Annotated in this window: 21 protein-coding genes; 7 read left to right on the top strand and 14 right to left on the bottom strand. The window is 64.1% G+C overall.

The genetic code is table 11. The features are described from left to right. Window positions 1-8: 8 nt before the first annotated feature. The 5 genes from AB3G31_RS18935 to AB3G31_RS18915 form a co-directional block, all read right to left on the bottom strand. Window positions 9-974, bottom strand: a complete 966-nt coding sequence (locus AB3G31_RS18935; protein WP_367847608.1) for an ABC transporter permease — start codon at window positions 972-974, stop codon at window positions 9-11. Then, a complete protein-coding gene (locus AB3G31_RS18930; RefSeq protein ID WP_367847607.1) occupies window positions 974-2,068 on the bottom strand; it encodes an ABC transporter permease in 1,095 nt (364 codons plus the stop codon). Before AB3G31_RS18930 ends, AB3G31_RS18935 begins: the two co-directional genes overlap by 1 nt. A 4-nt stretch (window positions 2,069-2,072) precedes the next feature. Further along, window positions 2,073-3,635, bottom strand: coding sequence for an ABC transporter ATP-binding protein (locus AB3G31_RS18925; protein ID WP_367847606.1), 1,563 nt, complete (start codon window positions 3,633-3,635; stop codon window positions 2,073-2,075). Between the two features lie 8 nt (window positions 3,636-3,643). Continuing rightward, on the bottom strand, window positions 3,644-4,639 hold the full coding sequence (locus AB3G31_RS18920) for a BMP family protein (RefSeq protein ID WP_367847605.1): 996 nt from the start codon (window positions 4,637-4,639) through the stop codon (window positions 3,644-3,646). A gap of 182 nt (window positions 4,640-4,821) precedes the next feature. Continuing rightward, window positions 4,822-5,724, bottom strand: coding sequence for a 23S rRNA (adenine(2030)-N(6))-methyltransferase RlmJ (locus AB3G31_RS18915; RefSeq protein ID WP_367847604.1), 903 nt, complete (start codon window positions 5,722-5,724; stop codon window positions 4,822-4,824). A gap of 80 nt (window positions 5,725-5,804) precedes the next feature. Here AB3G31_RS18915 and AB3G31_RS18910 point away from each other — a divergent pair, with 80 nt between their 5' ends. From AB3G31_RS18910 to mdtD, 5 genes are all read left to right on the top strand, one after another. After that, a complete protein-coding gene (locus tag AB3G31_RS18910) occupies window positions 5,805-7,424 on the top strand; it encodes a serine/threonine protein kinase (protein ID WP_367847603.1) in 1,620 nt (539 codons plus the stop codon). A 187-nt stretch (window positions 7,425-7,611) separates the two neighbouring features. Beyond that, on the top strand, window positions 7,612-8,043 hold the full coding sequence (gene rplM, locus AB3G31_RS18905) for a 50S ribosomal protein L13 (protein WP_092758364.1): 432 nt from the start codon (window positions 7,612-7,614) through the stop codon (window positions 8,041-8,043). 12 nt (window positions 8,044-8,055) lie between these two features. Continuing rightward, window positions 8,056-8,448 carry a 30S ribosomal protein S9 gene (gene rpsI / locus AB3G31_RS18900; protein WP_315246353.1) on the top strand — a complete coding sequence of 131 codons (393 nt, stop codon included), beginning with the start codon at window positions 8,056-8,058 and terminating at the stop codon, window positions 8,446-8,448. Window positions 8,449-8,607: 159 nt separating this feature from the next. Continuing rightward, entirely contained in the window at window positions 8,608-8,973 is a 366-nt protein-coding gene (gene erpA, locus AB3G31_RS18895; RefSeq protein ID WP_092758362.1) for an iron-sulfur cluster insertion protein ErpA, read from the top strand. A gap of 60 nt (window positions 8,974-9,033) precedes the next feature. Next, window positions 9,034-10,440 (top strand): multidrug transporter subunit MdtD, encoded by a 1,407-nt coding sequence (gene mdtD / locus AB3G31_RS18890; RefSeq protein WP_367847602.1) that lies wholly within the window; start codon window positions 9,034-9,036, stop codon window positions 10,438-10,440. Here the strand turns inward: mdtD and AB3G31_RS18885 are convergent. Both AB3G31_RS18885 and AB3G31_RS18880 read right to left on the bottom strand, forming a co-directional pair. Continuing rightward, window positions 10,437-11,516 carry an anhydro-N-acetylmuramic acid kinase gene (locus AB3G31_RS18885; protein ID WP_367850386.1) on the bottom strand — a complete coding sequence of 360 codons (1,080 nt, stop codon included), beginning with the start codon at window positions 11,514-11,516 and terminating at the stop codon, window positions 10,437-10,439. The genes mdtD and AB3G31_RS18885 overlap by 4 nt on opposite strands. Before the next feature lie 28 nt (window positions 11,517-11,544). Beyond that, the gene (locus AB3G31_RS18880; protein ID WP_367847601.1) at window positions 11,545-12,885 is read right to left on the bottom strand and encodes a peptidoglycan DD-metalloendopeptidase family protein; all 1,341 of its coding nucleotides are present in this window, start codon (window positions 12,883-12,885) and stop codon (window positions 11,545-11,547) included. A 184-nt stretch (window positions 12,886-13,069) separates the two neighbouring features. Here AB3G31_RS18880 and tyrS point away from each other — a divergent pair, with 184 nt between their 5' ends. After that, window positions 13,070-14,326 carry a tyrosine--tRNA ligase gene (tyrS, locus tag AB3G31_RS18875; protein WP_367847600.1) on the top strand — a complete coding sequence of 419 codons (1,257 nt, stop codon included), beginning with the start codon at window positions 13,070-13,072 and terminating at the stop codon, window positions 14,324-14,326. 10 nt (window positions 14,327-14,336) lie between these two features. Here tyrS and AB3G31_RS18870 read toward each other — a convergent pair whose 3' ends face one another. The 4 genes from AB3G31_RS18870 to AB3G31_RS18855 all read right to left on the bottom strand — a co-directional run bounded on the left by AB3G31_RS18870 (window position 14,337) and on the right by AB3G31_RS18855 (window position 17,766). Then, entirely contained in the window at window positions 14,337-15,029 is a 693-nt protein-coding gene (locus AB3G31_RS18870) for an ankyrin repeat domain-containing protein (protein WP_367847599.1), read from the bottom strand. Between the two features lie 20 nt (window positions 15,030-15,049). Beyond that, entirely contained in the window at window positions 15,050-15,541 is a 492-nt protein-coding gene (locus AB3G31_RS18865; RefSeq protein WP_367847598.1) for a heme-binding protein, read from the bottom strand. A gap of 123 nt (window positions 15,542-15,664) precedes the next feature. Further along, the gene (locus AB3G31_RS18860; protein ID WP_367847597.1) at window positions 15,665-16,288 is read right to left on the bottom strand and encodes a response regulator transcription factor; all 624 of its coding nucleotides are present in this window, start codon (window positions 16,286-16,288) and stop codon (window positions 15,665-15,667) included. After that, on the bottom strand, window positions 16,285-17,766 hold the full coding sequence (locus AB3G31_RS18855) for a sensor histidine kinase (RefSeq protein ID WP_367847596.1): 1,482 nt from the start codon (window positions 17,764-17,766) through the stop codon (window positions 16,285-16,287). The genes AB3G31_RS18860 and AB3G31_RS18855 overlap by 4 nt, the downstream gene beginning before the upstream one ends. 95 nt (window positions 17,767-17,861) lie before the next feature. Between AB3G31_RS18855 and dtd the strand changes: the two genes are divergently transcribed. Then, entirely contained in the window at window positions 17,862-18,299 is a 438-nt protein-coding gene (dtd, locus tag AB3G31_RS18850) for a D-aminoacyl-tRNA deacylase (RefSeq protein ID WP_367847595.1), read from the top strand. Here the strand turns inward: dtd and AB3G31_RS18845 are convergent. Genes AB3G31_RS18845 through ybeY form a run of 3 tightly spaced genes read right to left on the bottom strand, consistent with a single transcriptional unit; the run spans window position 18,296 to window position 19,834 of the window. Further along, window positions 18,296-18,904: an OmpA family protein gene (locus AB3G31_RS18845; protein WP_367847594.1), complete on the bottom strand. Its 609-nt coding sequence runs from the start codon at window positions 18,902-18,904 to the stop codon at window positions 18,296-18,298. The genes dtd and AB3G31_RS18845 overlap by 4 nt on opposite strands. Next, window positions 18,901-19,356, bottom strand: a complete 456-nt coding sequence (locus AB3G31_RS18840) for a FecR domain-containing protein (RefSeq protein WP_367847593.1) — start codon at window positions 19,354-19,356, stop codon at window positions 18,901-18,903. Before AB3G31_RS18840 ends, AB3G31_RS18845 begins: the two co-directional genes overlap by 4 nt. 22 nt (window positions 19,357-19,378) lie before the next feature. Continuing rightward, window positions 19,379-19,834: an rRNA maturation RNase YbeY gene (gene ybeY, locus AB3G31_RS18835; protein WP_367847592.1), complete on the bottom strand. Its 456-nt coding sequence runs from the start codon at window positions 19,832-19,834 to the stop codon at window positions 19,379-19,381. Between the last annotated feature and the right edge of the window lie 6 nt (window positions 19,835-19,840).

Raw genomic sequence — 19,840 nt, 5'->3', positions numbered from 1 at the left:
AAACCCAATCAGCGGGATTTGACGAACGGGACACCGATGGCTTTAGGGGCTACAGATTTGGCCATGAAGCCCGCCAGGATGATGACGGTGACGATGTACGGAATCATCTGGATCAGCGAGCCCGGCACCTTGCCGATACCGGGCAGCACCACGCCTTCGAGCTGGATCTGCAGCGCGCTGAAAAATGCAAACATCAGGCAGCCCAGCGTGGTGTGTACTGCACGCCAGCTGCCAAATACCAGCGCCGCCAATGCCAAAAATCCGTTGCCCGCCGACATATCGGCCAAAAAGAAGCCGGTTTGCACAATCGCCAGATAGGCACCCGACAGACCGCAGAGCACGCCACCCGCCAGCAGGGCCAGATAGCGCGTGCTTGCCACGCTGATACCGGCGGTGTCCGCCGCATGCGGGTTGTCGCCCACGGCGCGCAGGCGCAGGCCAAAGCGGGTGTGGTTGACCACCCAGTGCACCAGCGGCACGGCCAGAAACGCCAGGTAGACCAGGATGGTGTGGCCACCGACCAGCTCGCGCAGCAGCCAGCCCACCACTGGCACATCGGCCACTGCCTGGCTGCCGGGAATGTTGAGCGCCTGGAACCGGCCTTCATCCAGTGGCGGCGTCCGGCCCCCTTGCTGGAAGAAGAACTGCGCCAGCACAAAGGTCAGGCCGCTGACCGAGATGTTGATGGCCATGCCCGACACCAGCTGGTTGCCGCGCTGCTGGATGCACACAAAGCCGTGCAGCAGCGCCAGCAGGCACGACACCACGATGCCCGCCAGCACGCCAAACCAGGGGTTTTGCGTGGCGTAGGCTACGCAGGCCGAGGCAAAGGCGCTGGCCAAAATTTTGCCTTCCAGGCTGATATCCACAATGCCCGAGCGCTCGGCAAACAAGCCGCCCAGGGCTGCAAAAATCAGCACCGGCGCGCTGCGCACCATGGCTACAAAGATGCTGGAGAGTTGGATGTCGTCCATCAGACCGCACTCCTTTTTTTGTAGCTATTCAGCAAGGCGGATAGGGCAGGGGCATATAAATTCTCCATGGCTCCGCAAAACAGGATGATCAGGCCCTGGATGAACACAAAAGTTTCTGGCGGGATATTGGACTTCTCCAGCGACAGGTCAAACCCGCCCTGGATCAGCCCGCCAAACAGCACCGCCGACAGCAGGATGCCGATGGGGTGGTTGCGCCCCATCAGGGCCACCGCAATGCCGATGAAACCCGCGCCCGCCGTGAAGTTGAGGCCCAGGTTGTGGGACGAGCCCATCTGGCTGTTGACGGCCGCCATGCCCGCCAGCGCGCCCGATACGGCCATCACGCCGATGATGGTGCCCTTGATGGAAATGCCCGCGTAGTGGGCCGCGTACGGGTTCAGGCCCACGGTGCTCACGCCGTAGCCCCAGGAGGTGCGCCACATCACCAGCGCGTACAGGCCCAGCGCGGCCAGCGCCAGCACAAAGCTGATGTTGACGGGGGTTTGGCCCAGCACCGGCAGCCATTCGTTGAGCCGGGGCAGCCAGGTGGCTTCGGCAAACTGGCGGCTGGAGGTGCTTTGCTGGCCCACCGGGATCAGCAGGCTGACGATGATGTAGTTCATCAGCGACGCGGCGATGAAGTTGAACATGATGGTGGTCACCACGATGTGGCTGCCGCGCTTGGCTTGCAGGTAGCCCGGCAAAAACGCCCAGGCCGCGCCAAACAGGGTGCTCATCAGGATGGCCAGCGGAATCACCAGCCAGGGGCTCCAGGCCGCGTCCATGTTCAGCACCACCAGGGCCATGCCCAGGCCGCCGATGTACATCTGGCCTTCGCCGCCGATGTTGAACAGGCCGGCGTGCAGCGCAAAGGCCACGGCGAGCCCGGTGAAGATGAAGGTGGTGGCGTAAAACAGGGTGTAACCCAGCCCCTCGGGGTTGAGGAAGGCGCTGTTGACCAGGATGCCCAGCGACTCGGTGGGGCTTTCGCCCAGGGCGTAGATCACCACGCCCGCCACCAGCATGGCCGAGATGAGGTTCAGGATGGGCAACAGCAGGTTGGTGGCCCAGCCGGGGAGGTTGTGTGGGTTCATAAATTTAGTGCGTCACGCCGCCCATCATCAGGCCGATGCGGGTGGTGTCAAAGTCTCCCGCGGCCAGTTCGCCGGTAATCTTGCCGCCACACATCACCAGAATGCGGTCGGCCAGCACGCGGATTTCTTCCAGCTCCACCGACACCAGCACGATGGCGATGCCCGCGTCGCGCAATGCCAGCAGGCGGCGGTGGATGGTCTCGATCGAGCCAATGTCCACGCCGCGGGTGGGTTGCCCTATCAAAATGAGAGCAGGCTGTGCCGCTATCTCGCGCGCCAGCACCACTTTTTGCTGGTTGCCGCCCGACAGCAGGCCGACGCGCAGGGTCGGGTCGGTGGGGCGCACGTCAAATTCGGCAATCAGCTTTTTGGCATGCGCCAGGATGGCCTGCGGGTTGAGCAGCCAACCGGAGTGGAACAGGCGGTCGTTCTGGTGTCCCAGCAGGGTGTTCAGGGCCACCGAGTTGGCTTTGACCAGGCCTTCGCGCAAGCGGTCTTCGGGCGCGTGGGCAATGCCCAGTGTGCGGTACACCGCGGGCAGGCCATCGGCATCGCGCCGCCCCTTGAAGGGCAAGGGTTGGCCCTTGTAGCGGATGTCGCCGCTGCTGGGCAGACGCATGCCCGCCAGCACTTCCAGCAGCTCGGACTGGCCGTTGCCCGAGACCCCTGCCACGGCCACGATTTCTCCGGCACGCACCGAAAAGTTCAGGTCGTCCAGCAGCTTTACGCCCTGGACGTTGTGCAGGCTCAGGTGCTGCACCTCCAGCACGGCGGCACCGGGTTGGTAGGGGCCGCGCGACAGGGTGGATTCGATGCTGCGGCCAATCATCAGGCTGGCCACGGCCTCGCGGCTGCTGGTGGCGGTATCGACCTCGCCCACCACGGTGCCCGCGCGCATCACGGTGACGCGGTCGGTCAGCGCAAAAATTTCTTGCAGCTTGTGGGTGATCAGGATGATGGTTTTGCCCTGGTCGCGGAACACGCGCAGGATGGCAAACAGGGAGTCGGTTTCTTGCGGAGTCAGGACGGCGGTGGGCTCGTCCAGAATCAAAATGTCGGCGCCACGGTAGATCAGCTTCAGGATCTCCACCCGCTGCTGCGCACCCACCGACAGGTTTTCGACCCGCACGTTGGGGTCGACTTCCAGGTTGTACTCGGCACCCAAGGCGCGCAGGCGTTGTTCGGCCGCCTTGAAAGGCGCATCCAGCACCAGCGCGCCTTCCACGCCCAGCAAAATGTTCTCCAGCACGGTAAAGCTGTCCACCAGCATGAAGTGCTGGTGGATCATGCCGATGCCGCGTTGGATGGCTTCCTGGCTGTTGCGCATGGGGGCAGGCTGGCCATTGAGCAAAATGTGTCCGCTGTCGGCCTGGTAGTAGCCGTACAGGATGCTCATCAGCGTGGATTTGCCCGCGCCGTTTTCACCCACGATGCCGTGGATGGAGCCTTTGCGGACCTTGAAGCTGACCTGGGCGTTGGCCTTGACGGCCCCAAACTGTTTGGAAATGCCTTGGAATTCGACGACCGGCACCCCCGGCAGGGTGCCGCCTTCTTGCGCAGTCAACACGCCCCCGGTTAGACGGGGCAGCTGTTGCCGGTGCGGTAGTCGACTACCTTGACCTTGCCAGACTTGATGTCGGCAGCGGCCTGTTTGATGCTGGCTTCCATCGCGGGGGTGATCAGTTTGCGGTTGTTGGCATCTAGTGCCCAGTCCACGCCGCCCTCAATCAGGCCCTTGCTGACGACGCCAGCCTTCCAGGTGCCATTTTTGACGCTCATGAAGCCGTCGTAGGTGGCGTTGTCCACGCGCTTGAGCATGGAGGTCAGGATGAAGCCGGGGTAGAGCGGGTTCTGGTTGGAATCGACTCCAATGCCGAGTTTGCCCTTGTCCTTGACGGCCTGCAGTGCTCCCATGCCGCTGCCACCGGCGGCGGCAAACACCACGTCGACGCCCCGGTCAAACTGCGCGCGGGCCAGTTCGCCACCCTTGGCCGGATCGCTCCAGGCGGCGGGGGTGGTGCCAACCATGTTTTGCGTCACGTCGATCTTGGGGTCTACCGACTTGGCGCCCTGCGCATAGCCGCAGCCAAAAGCGCGGATCAGGGGTACGTCCATACCGCCGATGAAGCCGACTTTCTGCGACTTGCTGGCCAGCGCCGCGGCCACACCGACCAAATAGGAACCTTCTTGTTCCTTGAAGGTGACGGAGCTGACGTTGTCGCCATTGACCACGTCGTCAATGATCATGAACTTGACCTTGGGGAACTCTTTGGACACCGTGGTGACCGCGTTGGTCATCGAAAAGCCGATGGACACGACCAGGTCGACGTTCTTGCGGGCCATCTGGCGCAGCACCTGCTCGCTTTGCGCGTCGGAGGTGATGGAGGCTTCCAGGTAACCGATCTTGGTCTCCTTCTTGAAGCGCTCGGCACCTTCGTAAGCCGACTGGTTGAACGATTTGTCAAACTTGCCGCCGCTGCCATAGACCAGCGCCAATTTGGGGTCGGCCGCGTGTGCGCTGAGGGCGCAAAATGCAGTGGCTACAGCGAGAGAGATGGAAGTGAGTTTCATGGCAGGCAGGTGGGTGGTGGATGAAATAAGGCCAAAACATCAAGCAATAAACTTGCCAGTTTGGGGCAATTTCTTGATCATTTGGTCAAGATATTAAGCGAATTCCTTGGATTCGGGATTGGAGGAAACACCCGGTTGCATACCTGCCTGAGTTTCCACGGTCCAACCATCGGCTTACGCGCTCAGCCGCCCGAATCCAGGGTCGAAGTAGCGTGTTTGTCTTGCCCCAGCCGTTCCACCATCTGCGCCAGCGCGGGCTTGAGCGCGGCTTTCAGGGTGTGCGGCGGGTTGATCAGGAACATGCCGCTGGCGGGCAGGCCGGGCCGCTTGACTTCGCCGTCAGCATCGGTGGTGAGCTTGCTGAACTTGACGGTCAGGGTGGCGTGCAGCCAGCTCTTGCCGGCCTTGGTGGCCAGGGTCTTGAGCTTGCGCGGCAGGTCGTGGGCTTCGGGGCGCGGGATGATGGGGTACCAGACGGCATAGGTGCCGGTGGCAAACAGTTTCAGGCTGTTGGCGATCATCTCGGTCACCAGGCTGTAATCGCTCTTGATTTCATAGCTGGGATCGCACAGCAGGAAAGCACGGCGGCTGGGTGGAGGCAAGAATTTGCGGATGCCTTCAAAACCGTCTTCGCGGAACACCGCGATCTGTCGCCCGGCAGACAGCTGGGCGATGTTGGCCGACAGGGTTTTGCTGTCGGTGGGGTGCAGTTCAAACAGCTTGAGCCGGTCGTGGTCGCGTAACAGCTGTTGCATGATGAAAGGCGAGCCGGGATAGACCTTTTTGCCGCCCGACTTGTTGAAGCTGGCGACCATGTCCAGGTAGTCTTGCAGCGCGGGTGCGGGCACCAGGGGCGGCTGGCCCGGTTCAGGATCGGCCAGCAGCTTCAAAATGCCATTGGCCGCCTCGCCGCTGGTTTCGGCGTAGTCGCCGTCGAGCCGGTACAGACCGGCACCGGCATGGGTGTCCAGCACGGCCAGGGCCGGGTCTTTTTCGGTCAGGTGTTTGAGGGCGGCAATCACCACCGTGTGTTTGAGCACATCGGCGTGGTTGCCTGCGTGGAAGGCGTGGCGGTAACTAAACATAGGCCCCTATGGTAACGAGGCGGGCCGGTGCTGTGTCAGGCTGCGCACTAAACTAAGGGGCTAAGCGACCATTTCCGCGTATGTCCGATTCCGCCCACCTTCCGATTTTGCATTCTGACGCCCTGCCCAGTGGCACGCGGCTGGGTGAGTTTGAGCTGGTGCGCCTGCTGGGTGTGGGCGGCTTTGGCATGGTCTACGAGGCCTATGACCATTCCCTGCACCGGTCGGTGGCCATCAAGGAATACATGCCAACGGCTTTGGCCGGACGCGCAGGGGGTGTCACCGTTGGCATCCGATCATCGCTGGATGGCGCCAGCTACCAGGCCGGTTTGCAGTCGTTTGTGGCCGAGGCGCGGCTGCTGGCGCAGTTTGACCACCCTTCGCTGGTCAAGGTTCTTCGCTTCTGGGAGGCGAACAATACGGCCTACATGGTGATGCCCCTGTACAGCGGCATGACGCTCAAGCAGGCCCGGGGCCAGATGCGCAGCCCGCCCTCCGAAGACTGGCTGCGCCAGGTGCTGTGGTCGGTGCTGCAGGCGCTGAAACTGCTGCACGACAGCCACACCGTGCACCGGGATGTGTCGCCCGAAAATATTTTCCTGCAAGACAGTGGCCCACCGGTGCTGCTGGATCTGGGCGCGGCCCGCCGGGCGATTGGTGACCTGGGCCCCCGGCACACCGCCGTGCTGAAGGTGAACTACGCGCCCATCGAGCAGTACGCCGATGCACGTGACATGGTGCAAGGGCCTTGGAGCGACCTGTACGCGCTGGCAGCGGTGGTGCATGGCTGCGTGGCAAACACCTTGCCGCTGCCCGCCACGTTCCGGGTGCTGCGGGACCGCATGCCCAGCATGCAGATGGTCGCGCTGGCTGCGCAGGCCGAGCACGGCCAAGCCTATTCGCCTGCGTTCGTGGCGGCGATCGACCAGAGCCTGGCGATCCGCCCCGAAGACCGTCCGCAGACGGTCCAGGCCTTTGCCCATGCCATGGACTTGCACCCGTCGGCGGAAATGGCCCAATTTGACTGGCGTGCTGAGATGGGACTGGGTTGGAAGCCTGCGCCGCGCGAGTGGGCGCTGCCGGTGCCGATCGACCTGGCCGAGTTGCCCACCCAGTTTGTGTACCCGCCCCGCCCGTCGGTGGACAGGCCGCTGGAGCTGCTGGGCCCGCTGACGGCGCCCCAGGGGGCGCCAGGCCCCCGCCGGGCCCGGGTGTGGGTCGTGGTGGCCGCGCTGGCGCTGGTAGCCGGTGTCGGTACGGCGGTGTGGAGGCGACCAGCCGATCTGCCGCGGTCTGTGGCCGTAATGCCAACCCCTGAGCCCAAGTTGGCCATGTTGGCGCCGACGCTTCCCGCTGTGCCATCCGTAGCCGTGGCAGAGCCGATGCCGCCACTGGTTGCGGCGCCTGTGCAGGCCGCTTCGTCACCGCTGGTGCCGCCGCGCAAAACCACCGCAACGGCCAAGGTGAAAGTGATGCCGCCGGCATCGGTCCCTGCCGACGAAGTGGTTTCGGCCCATCTGGCCCAGCGCCACCGCGCATCCCCGGGAGGCAACACTGCCGTGTTTCTGTGCACTGACAACAATTTTCTCACCCGTCCGATGTGTTTGTACCGGGAGTGCCAGAAGCCGGAATTTGCCGCCTTGCCGGTCTGTATTGAGAATGCGCAGAGCCTGCAGGCCCCTCAGCAAAATCGGCGTTAGACGCTAATTTGACGGTATCGCCCGCGACTTTGTATAATCAAAGGCTTCGCAGCGAATAGCCAGTCCCGCGGCGAAGCTTTAAACCCCACCTAAGAGATCTCCACTAGAGAGACGCCGACCGTGGAAAAGGACTGCTAGAACGCCAACCTCTTGGGTTGGCCAAACCATTCTTTCAAAGAGAAAATTCATGACCAAAACTTTCAGCGCAAAACCCGCTGACGTAGTGCATGAGTGGTTTGTGATTGACGCGACCGACAAGGTCCTCGGACGAGTAGCCAGCGAAGTTGCTCTCCGTTTGCGCGGCAAACACAAGGCCATTTATACGCCTCACGTCGATACCGGTGACTTCATCGTCATCATCAACGCAGCCCAGCTGCGTGTCACCGGCGCCAAGTCGACTGACAAGATTTACTACAGCCATTCCGGTTACCCAGGTGGCATCTCTGCCATCTCGTTCCGCGACATGCAAGCCAAACACCCAGGCCGCGCTTTGGAAAAAGCCGTCAAGGGCATGCTGCCCAAGGGCCCGCTCGGCTACGCCATGATCAAGAAGCTCAAGGTGTACGGTGGTGCTGTGCACCCACACACCGCCCAACAGCCTAAAGTGCTGGACATCTAAGGAGTATTTCTGATGATTGGTGATTGGAACAATGGCACCGGCCGTCGCAAATCCAGCGTCGCACGTGTGTTTCTGAAAAAAGGCTCCGGCCAGATCAAGGTCAACGGTAAAGACATCACCGAGTTCTTCGGTCGTGCTACCTCGATCATGATTTGCAAGCAACCCCTGGTACTGACCAACCACGCCGAAACTTTCGACGTGATGGTGAATGTGCACGGTGGTGGCGAGTCCGGCCAGGCTGGCGCTACCCGCCACGGCATTACCCGCGCCCTGATCGACTACGACGCTACGCTCAAGCCCGAGCTGAGCAAAGCCGGTTTCGTGACGCGTGATGCGCGCGAAGTCGAACGTAAGAAGGTCGGTTTGCACGGTGCTCGCCGTCGCAAGCAGTTCTCCAAGCGTTAAGCTTTTCGCATCTGTGCGACGCAAAAACCGCCAAGCCTTCGGGCTTCGGCGGTTTTTGCTTTTGAAAAGACCGCACTGCCAATACCGGCAAATTGTTTGCCCCGCAACTTGAGTCGGGAATTACAGTAGCATCGCACCCAACTGATAACGGAGTACCCCATGAGCGCCCTTGCTGAAAACATCCAGACCGAAATGCCTACCCCCATCGTCTTCACCGACAGCGCCGCCGCCAAGGTGGCCGACCTGATCGCCGAAGAAGGCAATCCGGATCTGAAATTGCGGGTGTTTGTGCAGGGTGGCGGCTGCTCCGGCTTCCAGTATGGTTTTACCTTTGATGAGATCACCAACGAAGACGACACCACCATGACCAAGAACGGTGTGTCGCTGTTGATCGATGCCATGAGCTACCAGTACCTGCTGGGTGCCGAGATCGACTACAAGGAAGACCTGCAAGGTGCCCAGTTCGTCATCAAGAACCCCAACGCCACCAGCACCTGCGGCTGCGGCTCCAGCTTCTCGGCGTAAACGCCGAGCGTGTCAAAAACAGCCGCCCGAGGGCGGCTTTTTTGTGGGTGACCAAAAACCATGCAACAAGACGCATCCAACCAACGCCTGCTGTGGCTGGTCGCGATCGGGTTTTTCATGCAGACGCTGGACGCCACCATCGTCAACACCGCCTTGCCGGCCATGGCGGCCAGTCTGGGCGTCAGCCCGCTGCGCATGCAGTCGGTGGTGGTGGCCTATTCGCTGACCATGGCCATGTTGATTCCGGCCTCGGGCTGGATGGCCGACCGCTTTGGCACCCGCCGCCTGTTTGTGTCGGCGATTGTGTTGTTTACTTTGGGTTCCTTGCTATGCGCGGTGTCGCACAGCCTGACGCAACTGGTGCTGTCGCGCATTGTCCAGGGGATTGGCGGGGCGTTGTTGCTGCCGGTGGGACGGCTGGCGGTGCTGCGGGCTTTTCCGCGTGAGCAGTTTTTGAAGGCCATGAGCTTCGTGGCCTTGCCGGGCTTGATCGGCCCGCTGATCGGCCCCACGCTGGGCGGCTGGCTGGTGGAGTACACCACCTGGCACTGGATTTTCCTGATCAACTTGCCGGTCGGTGTGCTTGGCTGCGCCGCCACGCTGGCTTTCATGCCCGAAGGCCTGCGGGTGGTGTCCAAGCGGTTTGACCTGGGCGGCTACGCGATGCTGTCGTTTGGCATGGTGGCCTTGTCGCTGTCGCTGGACGGGCTGTCGGAGCTGGGGCTGCGCCAGGCGACCGTGCTGGTGCTGCTGATATTTGGACTGGCCAGCCTGGTGGCCTATTGGCTGCATGCCATGCGCCAGCCCGATCCGCTGTTTTCGCCCCGGCTGTTTGCCATTCCCTCGCTGGCCATCGGCCTACTGGGCAATCTGTTCGCGCGCATTGGCAGCAGTTGCATGCCATTTTTGATTCCCTTGCTGCTGCAGGTCAGCATGGGCTATTCGCCGGCCCAGGCGGGCATGATGATGCTACCCGTGGCCTTGGCGGGCATGGTCACCAAGACCCTGGCCACCCGGCTCATTACCCGGCTGGGCTACCGCCTGGTGCTGGTGCTTAATACCGTGCTGGTGGGGTTAAGTATGGCCAGCTTCGCGCTGGCCACGCCCGGTCAGCCGCTGTGGTTGAAACTGGTGCAACTGGCCATTTTTGGCGCGGTGAACTCCATGCAGTTCACCGCCATGAACACCGTCACCCTGAAAGACCTGGACGGCCCCCTGGCCAGCAGCGGCAATAGCTTGCTGTCGATGGTGCAGATGCTGGCCATGAGTATGGGTGTGGCGGCCGCTGGGGCCGTGCTGGCGGGCTTTACCGGTTACTTTGAGGGGGCAGGTGCTGCGCAGACACTGGACGCCTTCCACGCCACGTTTGCCACCATGGGGCTGATGACGCTGGCTTCCGCATGGATTTTCTGGCAGCTATCGCCCGATGTGCGGGGCACCGGCACCACCCACGCCGACAACCACTAAGCGGGGTAAATGGCGCCCAGCACGCGTTCGCCGCGGGCGCCCGTGACACTGGCCAGATTGCCCGGCAATCCCCGTACCGTCTGGCGGGCCAGCCAGGCGAAGGCCGCCGCCTCGACCTGCAAGGGCGGCAGGCCGTGCGCGGCAGACGACTGCACCTGCATCCCAGGCAGCAGGGTTTGCAGGCGCTGCATCAAAGTGCCGTTCAACGCGCCGCCACCGCACACGATGAGTAAATTGCTATTTTTTCCATAGCTTGTCACGCCCATGGATATTGCCCTGGCAGTCAATTCTGTCAATGTGGCCTGCACGTCGGCCGGGGCCAGTCCGGCAAAGCCCCGCAGTTTGCTGGTCAGCCAAGGCGGGTTGAATAGATCGCGGCCTGTGCTTTTGGGCGGGGCTTTGGCCAGGTAGGGCTCGTCCAGCAGGGCGGCCAGCAGAGCGCGATGGACCGTGCCGCTGGCGGCCCAGGCCCCGTCTGCGTCAAATGCCTGCCCAGTGTGCAACTGGCACCAATGGTCCATCAGGGCATTGCCGGGGCCGCAGTCAAAGCCCAGGATCTGCCCGTCCAGCAGACTAAGGTTGGAGATGCCACCGATGTTCAGCACGGCCACCGCTTCGCCCTTGCGGCCAAACACCTGCTGGTGGAAGGCGGGCACCAGCGGCGCACCCTGGCCACCCGCGGCCACGTCGCGGCTGCGGAAGTCGGCCACCACCGTGATGCCGGTCAGCTCGGCCAGCAGCGCAGGGTTGTTGAGTTGCAGGGTGTAGCCGGTACCGTCGAATTCTTGCGGGCGGTGCCGCACCGTCTGGCCGTGGGCACCGATGGCCTGGACCTGTGCGGCGCGGGTGTTGCCCTGCTCCAGCAGTTGCTGCACCACTGCGGCGTAGACGCCGACCAGCCCATTGGATGCCAGGGCCGTGCGGTGAAGTTCGTTGTCGCCGGGGGTGTTGAGTGCCAGCAACTCGGCCCGCAGCGCAGGCGCAAAGGGCAGGGTGGCGTACTGCTGTACCTGCATGCGACCAGCGGCAAAGTCCACCAGCACGCCGTCCACGCCGTCCAGCGAGGTACCGGACATCAGGCCGATGAACCTTTCAGCCACGGGACTAGTCGGCGCTGGCCTGCTGGATCGACATGGCGGCCGACAGTTGCTGGCGCATCACGCTGGACAACTGGTTGAAATTGGCCTTGGCCGTGGGCGACACGGGCTGGCTGTCGTTCTGCCGGGCAATGGTCAGCGGGTCCTGGTGCACGCCGTTGACACGGAATTCAAAATGCAGGTGCGGGCCCGTCGCCCAGCCGGTTGCACCCACCGCACCGATATGGTCACCTTGGCTGACGGCTTGGCCGGCGCGCACATTGATCTGGCTCAGGTGGGCGTAGACGGTTTCGTTCTGGTTCTGGTGTTTGACGATGATGACGTTGCCGTAGCCGTTTTGCACCCCGGCAAACTCCACCACGCCGTCGCCCACGGTGCGCACCGGTGTGCCGGTGGCTCCGGCGTAGTCCACACCCAGGTGGGCGCGCCAGTTTTTCAGGATCGGGTGCATGCGCATGCTGAAGCCGCTGGTGATGCGCGAAAACTCCACCGGCGAGGCCAGGAACGAGCGGCGCAGGCTTTGGCCGTCCAGCGTGTAGTAGTTGCCCTTTTTGCCTGGCTCGGTGAACCACATAGCCTGGTAGGTTTTGCCGTTGTTGGTGAACTCGGCACTCAGCACCTTGCCGGTACGCACCACCTGGCCATCGGCCTCGGCGGTTTCATAGACCACCGAAAAGTGGTCGCCCTTGCGCAGGCCGCGGTGGAAGTCGATGTCGCTGGCGAAGATGTCTGCCAGTTGGGTGGCTACCGCGTCGGGGATACCGGCTTCGTCGGTGGCGGCAAACAGCGAGCTGCGCACCGTACCACCGGCCAGGCGGCTGGTGTTTTGCAGGTCGGCGGTTTCGATGCGCGAGCGCAAGCCTTGTGCCGTTTTTTCCACCACTACGCGCTCAAAAACGCCGTCGTTGGAAGGGCTCCAGCGCACGCTCAGGCTGCGCAATGCGTGGTTGTCGCTGGCTTCAGCGTGGACCACACGGCCCGCCTTGCCCAGCAGGGCCTTGCTGGCCAGCGTGTCGCTGCGCAAAAACGCCACGGCCTCTGCATCGTCGATGCCCAGGCGCTGCAGCAAGGACTTGGCCGTGTCGCTGGAGCGGGTGGTATCGGTGCGGAACAGGTTGAAACTGTGGGAGTCGAGCGCATTGGCCTGCTCTTGCAGGGCCAGCGGCTGCACTACCTCGGAAATTTGTTGGATGGGAAGGTCAGCGGCATCCGGGCCTAAGGACGCAACGGCAAATGCGCCGCCGCCTCCGCCCAGCAACAGGGCTGCCACCAGCGCGGTAAGGTGCTTGGGGTGGCGTTGCAACAGGGATGACAAACGATCGCTGACGGTTGGGAGACCGTGGTTCAAAACTGGGGGTCCTAACGAATGTGGGTGCTGGGGAGCAGCTTGGATATCGTGCTGTGCGGCCTGGAAGTTCAGTCTGGGGGCGGCCTATCAGGCAACGCACCACTAAAATCAGGGGTTACAGCGAGTCCGCGAGTATAACGGTGCCCTGCGTGGGCCACAACCGATAAAACACTGAAAAACCCTTATGAATCAACCCGCACAGGTAAAGTTGAGTGGCTCATTTCTTGTAACAGATCGTGTGAAAGAAGCCCTGGCGGTGACGCTGCGTGGCTGCGACGAGCTGATTCCGCAAGAAGACTGGGTCAAAAAACTGGCCCGTTCCGAGGCCACGGGCGTGCCGCTGCGCATCAAGCTCGGCCTGGATCCGACCGCGCCCGACATCCACATCGGCCACACCGTGGTGCTCAACAAGATGCGCCAGTTGCAGGACCTGGGCCACACCGTGATCTTCCTGATCGGCGACTTCACTTCGCTGATTGGTGACCCGAGCGGGCGCAACAGCACCCGCCCGCCGCTGACGCCCGAGCAGATCAAGACCAACGCCGAGACCTATTACAAGCAGGCCAGCCTGGTGCTGGATCCGGCCAAGACCGAGATCCGTTACAACAGTGAATGGAGCGAGCCGTTGGGTGCACGCGGCATGATCCAGCTGGCGTCGCGCTACACCGTGGCCCGCATGATGGAGCGCAACGACTTCCACGACCGCTTCCACGGCGGCCAGTCGATCGCGGTGCACGAGTTCTTGTACCCGCTGATGCAGGGCTATGACTCGGTGGCGCTCAAGAGCGACCTGGAACTGGGTGGCACCGACCAGAAGTTCAACCTGCTGATGGGCCGCCACCTGCAGGCCGAATACGGCCAGGAGCCGCAGTGCATTCTGACCATGCCACTGCTCGAAGGCCTGGACGGCGTAGAGAAGATGTCCAAGTCCAAGAACAACTACATCGGCATCAGCGAAGAGCCCAACACCATGTTCGCCAAGGTATTGAGCATTTCCGACGTGCTGATGTGGCGCTGGTACACCCTGCTGTCGTTCAAAAGCGAGGCCGAAATCGCCGCGCTCAAGGCGGAAGTGGAGGGCGGTCGCAATCCCAAGGACGCCAAGGTGGCGCTGGCCAAGGAAATCACCGCACGCTTCCACAGTGCGGCTGCTGCCGATGCGGCCGAGCAGGATTTCAACAACCGTAGCAAGGGTGGCGTGCCGGATGACATTGCCGAGCTCAGCCTGCCCTTGGGTGAAGGCGGCGCGGCGGTTGGTATTGCTGCGCTGCTGAAGATGGCCAATCTGGCGGCCAGCAGCGGTGAAGGCAACCGCCTGGTCGACGGCGGTGGCGTGCGCGTGGACTCCAGCGTGGTCAGCGACAAGGGCCTGAAATTGGGCGCCGGAACCTATGTGGTGCAGGTGGGCAAACGCAAGTTCGCCCGCGTAACACTGGCCTGACGGCACATCCTCAGGGCCTGGCCCCGGCTTTTTCCAGCATTGCCACCATCTCGGCAAAGCCCCGGGTGCGGGCCAACTGCAGCGGCGTGTTGCCCTGGCGGTCGGCGAGTTGCAGGTTGGCTCCGGCATCGACCAGCGCGCGCAGCGTGCGCTGGTGGCGTGGGCCACCGTCGCCGAGCACGATGGATTCGATGACCGCCGTCCAGTGCAGGTTGTTTACATGGTCCAGCGGCGCACCCGCAGCGATCAGTTGCCTGACCACGCCGTCATGCCCGAGGTGGGCCGCGGCGATCAGCGCCGTGCCGTCGTACCGGCTGGTGGTGAGCTTTGCGCTGGCGCCCAGCGAGAGCAGGGTGGCCAGCGTGGCTTCGTCGTCGGCCACGGCGGCGATGGTCACCGCGTCGTAGCGGTCGTTTTCCAGCAGCGACAGATCGGCACCGGCCTGGGCCAGTGCCCGGACCAGTTCCCCATGCCGCGCGAAGGTGGCGACCTGCAACGGGGTGCGGCCCTGGGCGTCGCGGGCGTTCAGGTCCACCTTTTGGGCGATGAGTTTTTCGGCTTTGGCCAAGTCGCCACGCTGGGCTGCCGCGTGCAGGCCCTGGTACTGGGCGATTTGCGCGGGGCTGGGGGCGACCTGGGCCAGGCAGGCATTCGCCAGCAGGCAAACACCTGAAAACCCCAAAATGTGTAGCAGCTTGTGCATATGGGATAAGCGCTAGGGGCTTATTTCAGCAAGTCTTTGACATGGTCGATGGCGGCCAGCGCACACTGCTCGTCAAGGTTGCCAGCCGGTGCGCCACCCACGCCCACGGCGCCGATGACCTCGTTGCCCACCTTCACTGGCACACCGCCGCCGAGCAGCAGGTAGCCCGGAATGTCCACCAGGTTGGCCGCGCCGGGGTTCTTCTGGCTGGTTTCCATGATGGCCAGGGTGGTGTTCTTGGCCGAAGCCGACGTGAAGGCTTTTTGCTGGCTCGCACCCAGGGTGTGGGGGCCTGCGTTGTCGGCACGCTGCACGGCGCGCACACCGCCTGCGCGGTCCACCACGGTGGCGGACACGGCATAGCCGTTGGCGGCGCAGCTGGCCACGGCGGATGCGGCGATCTGGTTGGCCAGGTCCAGCGACATATTGCGCTCGGTGCGCACGGCCTGGGCGTTGGCCGTGCCCGCGATGCAGACGAGGGCGAGGGCGGCGAGGCAGGTGGTGTTTTTCATAAGGGTCTCCGGGGTGAAGCGGTTCGATCAACCGTGGGAGAACTTTACAAAAACGCGCCCGTATTGCCTATGCGTACGGCTACGCCACAGCCTCCGTAGTTCTACGGAGTCACTTGGCCTGCATCAGGATGCCTCGTCGGCCAGCGCGGCGTAGCGGCGGATCAGTTGCGCCAGCGATTCGGCCCCCAGCTTGGCGAACAGGTTGGCGCGGTGCGTCTCCACCGTGCGCGGCGACACGGCCAGCACCCGGCCGATTTCCTTGTTGGTCAGGCCCGAAACGATGAGGCCCAGCACCTCACGCTCGCGCTCCGACAGCTGCGCATACCGCTCGCGCGCCTGCCGGTCGGCCTGGTGGCGTTCGCGCGAGCGCACATGCTGGCGCACCGCGTTCTGCAGCACCTCGATCAGCGCCTCGTCGTCCACCGGCTTTTCCAGGAACTCGGCCGCACCGGCCTTGAAGGCGCGGCGGCACATCTCCACCGTGCCGTGGCCGGTGAGCATGACCACCGGCTGGTCCACGCCCTGCGCCACCAGGGTGTCGAGCACCGCCAGGCCGCTGATGCCCGGCATGCGCACGTCCAGCACGATGGCGCCGATGCCTTGCCGGTCGAACTGCGCCAGGAAAGCCTGCGGGTCGGCCCAGGTCTGCACGCGCAGGCCCACGGTGCCGATCAGCAGGGCCAGGCTGTCGCGTACGGCCGCGTCGTCGTCGATGAGGTGGACCAGGGGGGACAGGGTGGTGTTCATGCGGACAAGGGAAGGGACAGGTGCAGCGCCGCGCCATGGGGTGCGACAGGGGTGGCCACCAGGCTGCCGCCCATGCTGCCTGCCAATGTTTCGCACAGGTTCAGGCCCAGCCCCAGGCCGCCCTGGCGGGTCGAGAAAAACGGCTCAAAGATGCGCGGCAAGACATCGGGCGGGATGCCGGGGCCGCTGTCCTGCACCGTCAGGCTGCCCAGATGTGCATCGCTGGAAATCGTGAGGGCCAGGCGCCGTTGGCCTGGGGGTACCTGCTCCAGCGCCTGAAGCGCGTTCATCACCAGGTTGTGCACGATCTGCTCCAGCGCCACGCGGTCGGCCAGCACCACCACATCCTGTGCCGGGGCCTGCACGGTGGGTGCGATGCCACGGCGTGCGCTTTCGGGCTCCAGCAGGTACAAGGCTTCGCGCACCGCGTCCTGCAGCTTGACGGGGGACAGCGGGCCTGCCAGGTCGGGCCGCTCCACCGCGCGGCGCAGCCGACCCACCACCGTGGAGGCGCGCCGGGCCTGCTCCACCGCCTGCACCATGGCGTGGCGGGCTGTGTCCAGCTCGGGCGGGTCTTCATCCAGCAGGCGGCGCGCGGCCTGGGTGTTGGCCAGCACGGCGGTCAGCGGCTGGTTCAGTTCATGGGCCATGCCGGCGGCGAGCTCGCCCAAGGTGTTGAGCCGCGCCACCTGGCCCAGGCGCAGCAGTTCTTCCGCGCGGCGGCGCGCGGCGCGCTGGGCCAACGCGCTCTGCAGGGCGGCCAGCAGTACCGCCATGCCCAGCGCCCAGGCCAGCATCCAGGCCCAGGGCAGCTCGCCCCAGCCGACCTGGCGCAGGGCGAACACGTCGAAGGGCTGGCTGTCGGTGGCCAGGTGCTTGTGGAATTCGAAGCGCCAGCCACCCTGCGCAACGCGGCCGGGCTGCACCACAAAGACCTGGCCGTCCTGCTCCAGGGTGAGGCGCACCGGGGTTGTGTCGCGCGGCATGGGCCATTCGTTCCAGGGCAACATGGTGGCCACATCGATCTGCAGCGCGTAACTGTTCGGGTTGGCCGCCAGGACCAGCCGGTAGCGCCCGGTGGCCAGGTGTGCGGCTGCCAGCGCCACCCGGTGACCGGTGCGCGAAACGGCCTCGGCCTCGGCCAGCGCGGCTTGCGCAGCGGGTGGAGTGACAGGCCAGGCCTCGCCCGGGCCGCGGCGCTGCACTTCCAGAATCTGCGGGTACACCGACGACAGGCGCTGCTCGGGCTGCGCCGTGGGCCCGGCCGTGCCGGTGGGCTGCAGCAAGGCCAGTGTGGCCAGCACCGCGTCTTGTTGCACTGCGCGCTGGCTCAGCAGCCGGTGGGCAATGCGCGCGTCGGTCTCGAAGGCTTCGCGCTGGCGCACCAACTCTTGGCGGGCCAGCGCCACGCCACCCAGCGCCGCCAGCACCGCCCACGCCACAAGCCAGGCACCGGGGTGCCGTACGGTTTTCCACATGGGGCGCATTGTGCCTCCGTGTCCGGCGGCGGTCTGGCCGGGTAGAGTCTGGCCCCTGTGCCTCCACCGAATTCCCAACCAGAAGCCGTTTGCCGATGAAAGCTGTATTGCAAAGAGTGCGCGAAGCCCGTGTGGTGGTCGCCGACGAAACCGTGGGTGCCATCACCCAGGGCCTGCTGGTGCTGTTGTGCGCCGAGCGTGGTGATACCGACGCGCAGGCCGACAAGCTGCTGGCCAAGATCTTGAAGCTGCGTATCTTCAGCGACGCGGCAGGCAAGATGAATCGGAGCCTGCAAGACGTGGCCGGTGGCCTGCTGGTGGTGAGCCAGTTCACGCTGGCGGCGGACGTGGCGGGCGGCAACCGGCCCAGCTTCACCACTGCGGCACCGCCTGAGGAGGGGCGGCGCCTGTACGACTACTTTGTGGCCCAGGCCCAAAGGGCACACAGCCCCGTGCAGACCGGGCAGTTTGGGGCCGACATGCAGGTGCACCTGGTCAACGACGGGCCGGTGACCATTCCCATCCAGCTTTAGCGCAGCACAATTTCCACCCGGCGGTTGCGGGCTTCGGCTACGCCGTCGGCGGTGGGTATGGCCAGTTCGCGCTTGCCGCGGCCCCGGGCCTCAATCAGGTCGGCCTGTACCGCCTGGGGGTCACGCAGCAGCATGTCGCGGACTTGCTGGGCGCGCTGGAGCGACAGGGCGTCGTTCTCGCCATCGTCGCCCTGCGCATCGGTGTGGCCGATCACCAGGATGTCGGCTCCGGCGCGTTGCTGGGCGGCCGCGATGATCGTCGCCAGGTCGGCCTGCGACGCGGGGGTGAGCTCGGTACCGCCGGGCTCAAAGTAGACGGTGAAGTGCTGCGGCGGTGGCGGCATGGCGCTGAACAGTGCCGGGTAGGCGTGTTGCACGGCCAACGGGTCCAAGCTGTCTTGCGTGGGCTTTTGGCCTTGTACGGCGGTGGCCCGCTGGTACGGGGCAGATAGCGTTTGCCGGTCGGTGCCCGACACCACCACCACCGACGATGGCGAACCGTCGGCCTGGGGCAGCAGCAGCACCTCCGAGGTGGGCGGCAGGGCCCGGCCTGCCAGCAAGGCCATCACGGTAACGCCGATGGCGACCAGCGCGGGCCCCATCATGGTTTGCCTCCGGTGGCGCGAACGATGAAGTCGGTGCCCAGCACGCCAATCACCGAGGTGGGCGTGGTGATCTTGACGGCATCGGGGTTGCCCTTGCCCACCAGCCCGGTGACCATGCGCAGGCTACCGCGCAGCAGGCTGAGCAGCATATTGCCCTTTTGGGTGGTGCCGTTGAAGGCGAAGCTGGTGATATCGAGCTGGCTGCTGGGGCCCAGCACCAGGGTGGTGCCGTCGCGCATCACCACGCTGGCCGCGCCGTTGGTTCCGGTGAGCAGCTTGTCTGCCTCGGCCACGGGGTCGCCAGGGTGGACTGTACGTGCGCCCTGGGCATTGGTGACGGTCACCGTGCCCTGCACGGTTTTCAGCGTGCCTGCGCGGGCGGCATCCAGGCTTTGGGCACCGGCTGCACCACAGCACAAAGCCAGTGCGAGGGTAGATACAAGGGTTCGCATGTGTTCTCCAACTTACTCCAACTTAGGCCGCATAGGGGTTGGCGATGCCCAGCCCGGCCAAAATCTGTGTTTCCAGGGCTTCCATGGCCACCGCATCGGCTTCGCTGGTTTCGTGGTCATAACCCTGGGCATGCAGGGTACCGTGGACCAGCAGATGGGCATAGTGCGCTTGCAGAGTTTTACCGTTCTCTGCAGCTTCGCGGGCCACCACCGGGGCGCACAGCACCAGATCCGCGGTCACGGTGGGCTCCTGGGTGTAGTCGAAGGTCAGCACGTTGGTGGCGTAGTCTTTGTGGCGGTAGTCACGGTTCAGGGTCTGGCCTTCGGCGGTGTCGACAATGCGCACGGTGATTTCGCCATCGCTTTGTAACGCATGGCGGATCCAACGGTTGACGCTGTGGCGGGGCAGGGCGGCGCGGTGCAGTGCCGCATCGGCCAGGTCACCGAACTGCAGGGAGAGTTGTAGATTTTTAAGCATGTCTTA

The sequence above is a fragment of the Rhodoferax sp. WC2427 genome (assembly GCF_040822085.1).
Taxonomy (GTDB): domain Bacteria; phylum Pseudomonadota; class Gammaproteobacteria; order Burkholderiales; family Burkholderiaceae_C; genus Rhodoferax_B.
This window is presented reverse-complemented; position numbering and strand designations above follow the sequence as displayed.

What these genes read in the sequence shown, in the direction of transcription:
- erpA (WP_092758362.1), top strand. Translation starts at nt 8,608, where the DNA reads ATGAGCGCCCTTGCTGAAAACATCCAGACCGAAATGCCTACCCCCATC.
- rpsI (WP_315246353.1), top strand. Translation starts at nt 8,056, where the DNA reads ATGATTGGTGATTGGAACAATGGCACCGGCCGTCGCAAATCCAGCGTC.
- mdtD (WP_367847602.1), top strand. Translation starts at nt 9,034, where the DNA reads ATGCAACAAGACGCATCCAACCAACGCCTGCTGTGGCTGGTCGCGATC.
- dtd (WP_367847595.1), top strand. Translation starts at nt 17,862, where the DNA reads ATGAAAGCTGTATTGCAAAGAGTGCGCGAAGCCCGTGTGGTGGTCGCC.
- AB3G31_RS18885 (WP_367850386.1), bottom strand. Translation starts at nt 11,516, where the DNA reads ATGTCCGGTACCTCGCTGGACGGCGTGGACGGCGTGCTGGTGGACTTT.
- AB3G31_RS18865 (WP_367847598.1), bottom strand. Translation starts at nt 15,541, where the DNA reads ATGAAAAACACCACCTGCCTCGCCGCCCTCGCCCTCGTCTGCATCGCG.
- AB3G31_RS18855 (WP_367847596.1), bottom strand. Translation starts at nt 17,766, where the DNA reads ATGTGGAAAACCGTACGGCACCCCGGTGCCTGGCTTGTGGCGTGGGCG.
- AB3G31_RS18920 (WP_367847605.1), bottom strand. Translation starts at nt 4,639, where the DNA reads ATGAAACTCACTTCCATCTCTCTCGCTGTAGCCACTGCATTTTGCGCC.
- AB3G31_RS18860 (WP_367847597.1), bottom strand. Translation starts at nt 16,288, where the DNA reads ATGAACACCACCCTGTCCCCCCTGGTCCACCTCATCGACGACGACGCG.
- AB3G31_RS18915 (WP_367847604.1), bottom strand. Translation starts at nt 5,724, where the DNA reads ATGTTTAGTTACCGCCACGCCTTCCACGCAGGCAACCACGCCGATGTG.
- AB3G31_RS18840 (WP_367847593.1), bottom strand. Translation starts at nt 19,356, where the DNA reads ATGCGAACCCTTGTATCTACCCTCGCACTGGCTTTGTGCTGTGGTGCA.
- AB3G31_RS18845 (WP_367847594.1), bottom strand. Translation starts at nt 18,904, where the DNA reads ATGATGGGGCCCGCGCTGGTCGCCATCGGCGTTACCGTGATGGCCTTG.
- ybeY (WP_367847592.1), bottom strand. Translation starts at nt 19,834, where the DNA reads ATGCTTAAAAATCTACAACTCTCCCTGCAGTTCGGTGACCTGGCCGAT.
- AB3G31_RS18935 (WP_367847608.1), bottom strand. Translation starts at nt 974, where the DNA reads ATGGACGACATCCAACTCTCCAGCATCTTTGTAGCCATGGTGCGCAGC.
- AB3G31_RS18870 (WP_367847599.1), bottom strand. Translation starts at nt 15,029, where the DNA reads ATGCACAAGCTGCTACACATTTTGGGGTTTTCAGGTGTTTGCCTGCTG.
- rplM (WP_092758364.1), top strand. Translation starts at nt 7,612, where the DNA reads ATGACCAAAACTTTCAGCGCAAAACCCGCTGACGTAGTGCATGAGTGG.
- AB3G31_RS18910 (WP_367847603.1), top strand. Translation starts at nt 5,805, where the DNA reads ATGTCCGATTCCGCCCACCTTCCGATTTTGCATTCTGACGCCCTGCCC.
- AB3G31_RS18930 (WP_367847607.1), bottom strand. Translation starts at nt 2,068, where the DNA reads ATGAACCCACACAACCTCCCCGGCTGGGCCACCAACCTGCTGTTGCCC.
- tyrS (WP_367847600.1), top strand. Translation starts at nt 13,070, where the DNA reads ATGAATCAACCCGCACAGGTAAAGTTGAGTGGCTCATTTCTTGTAACA.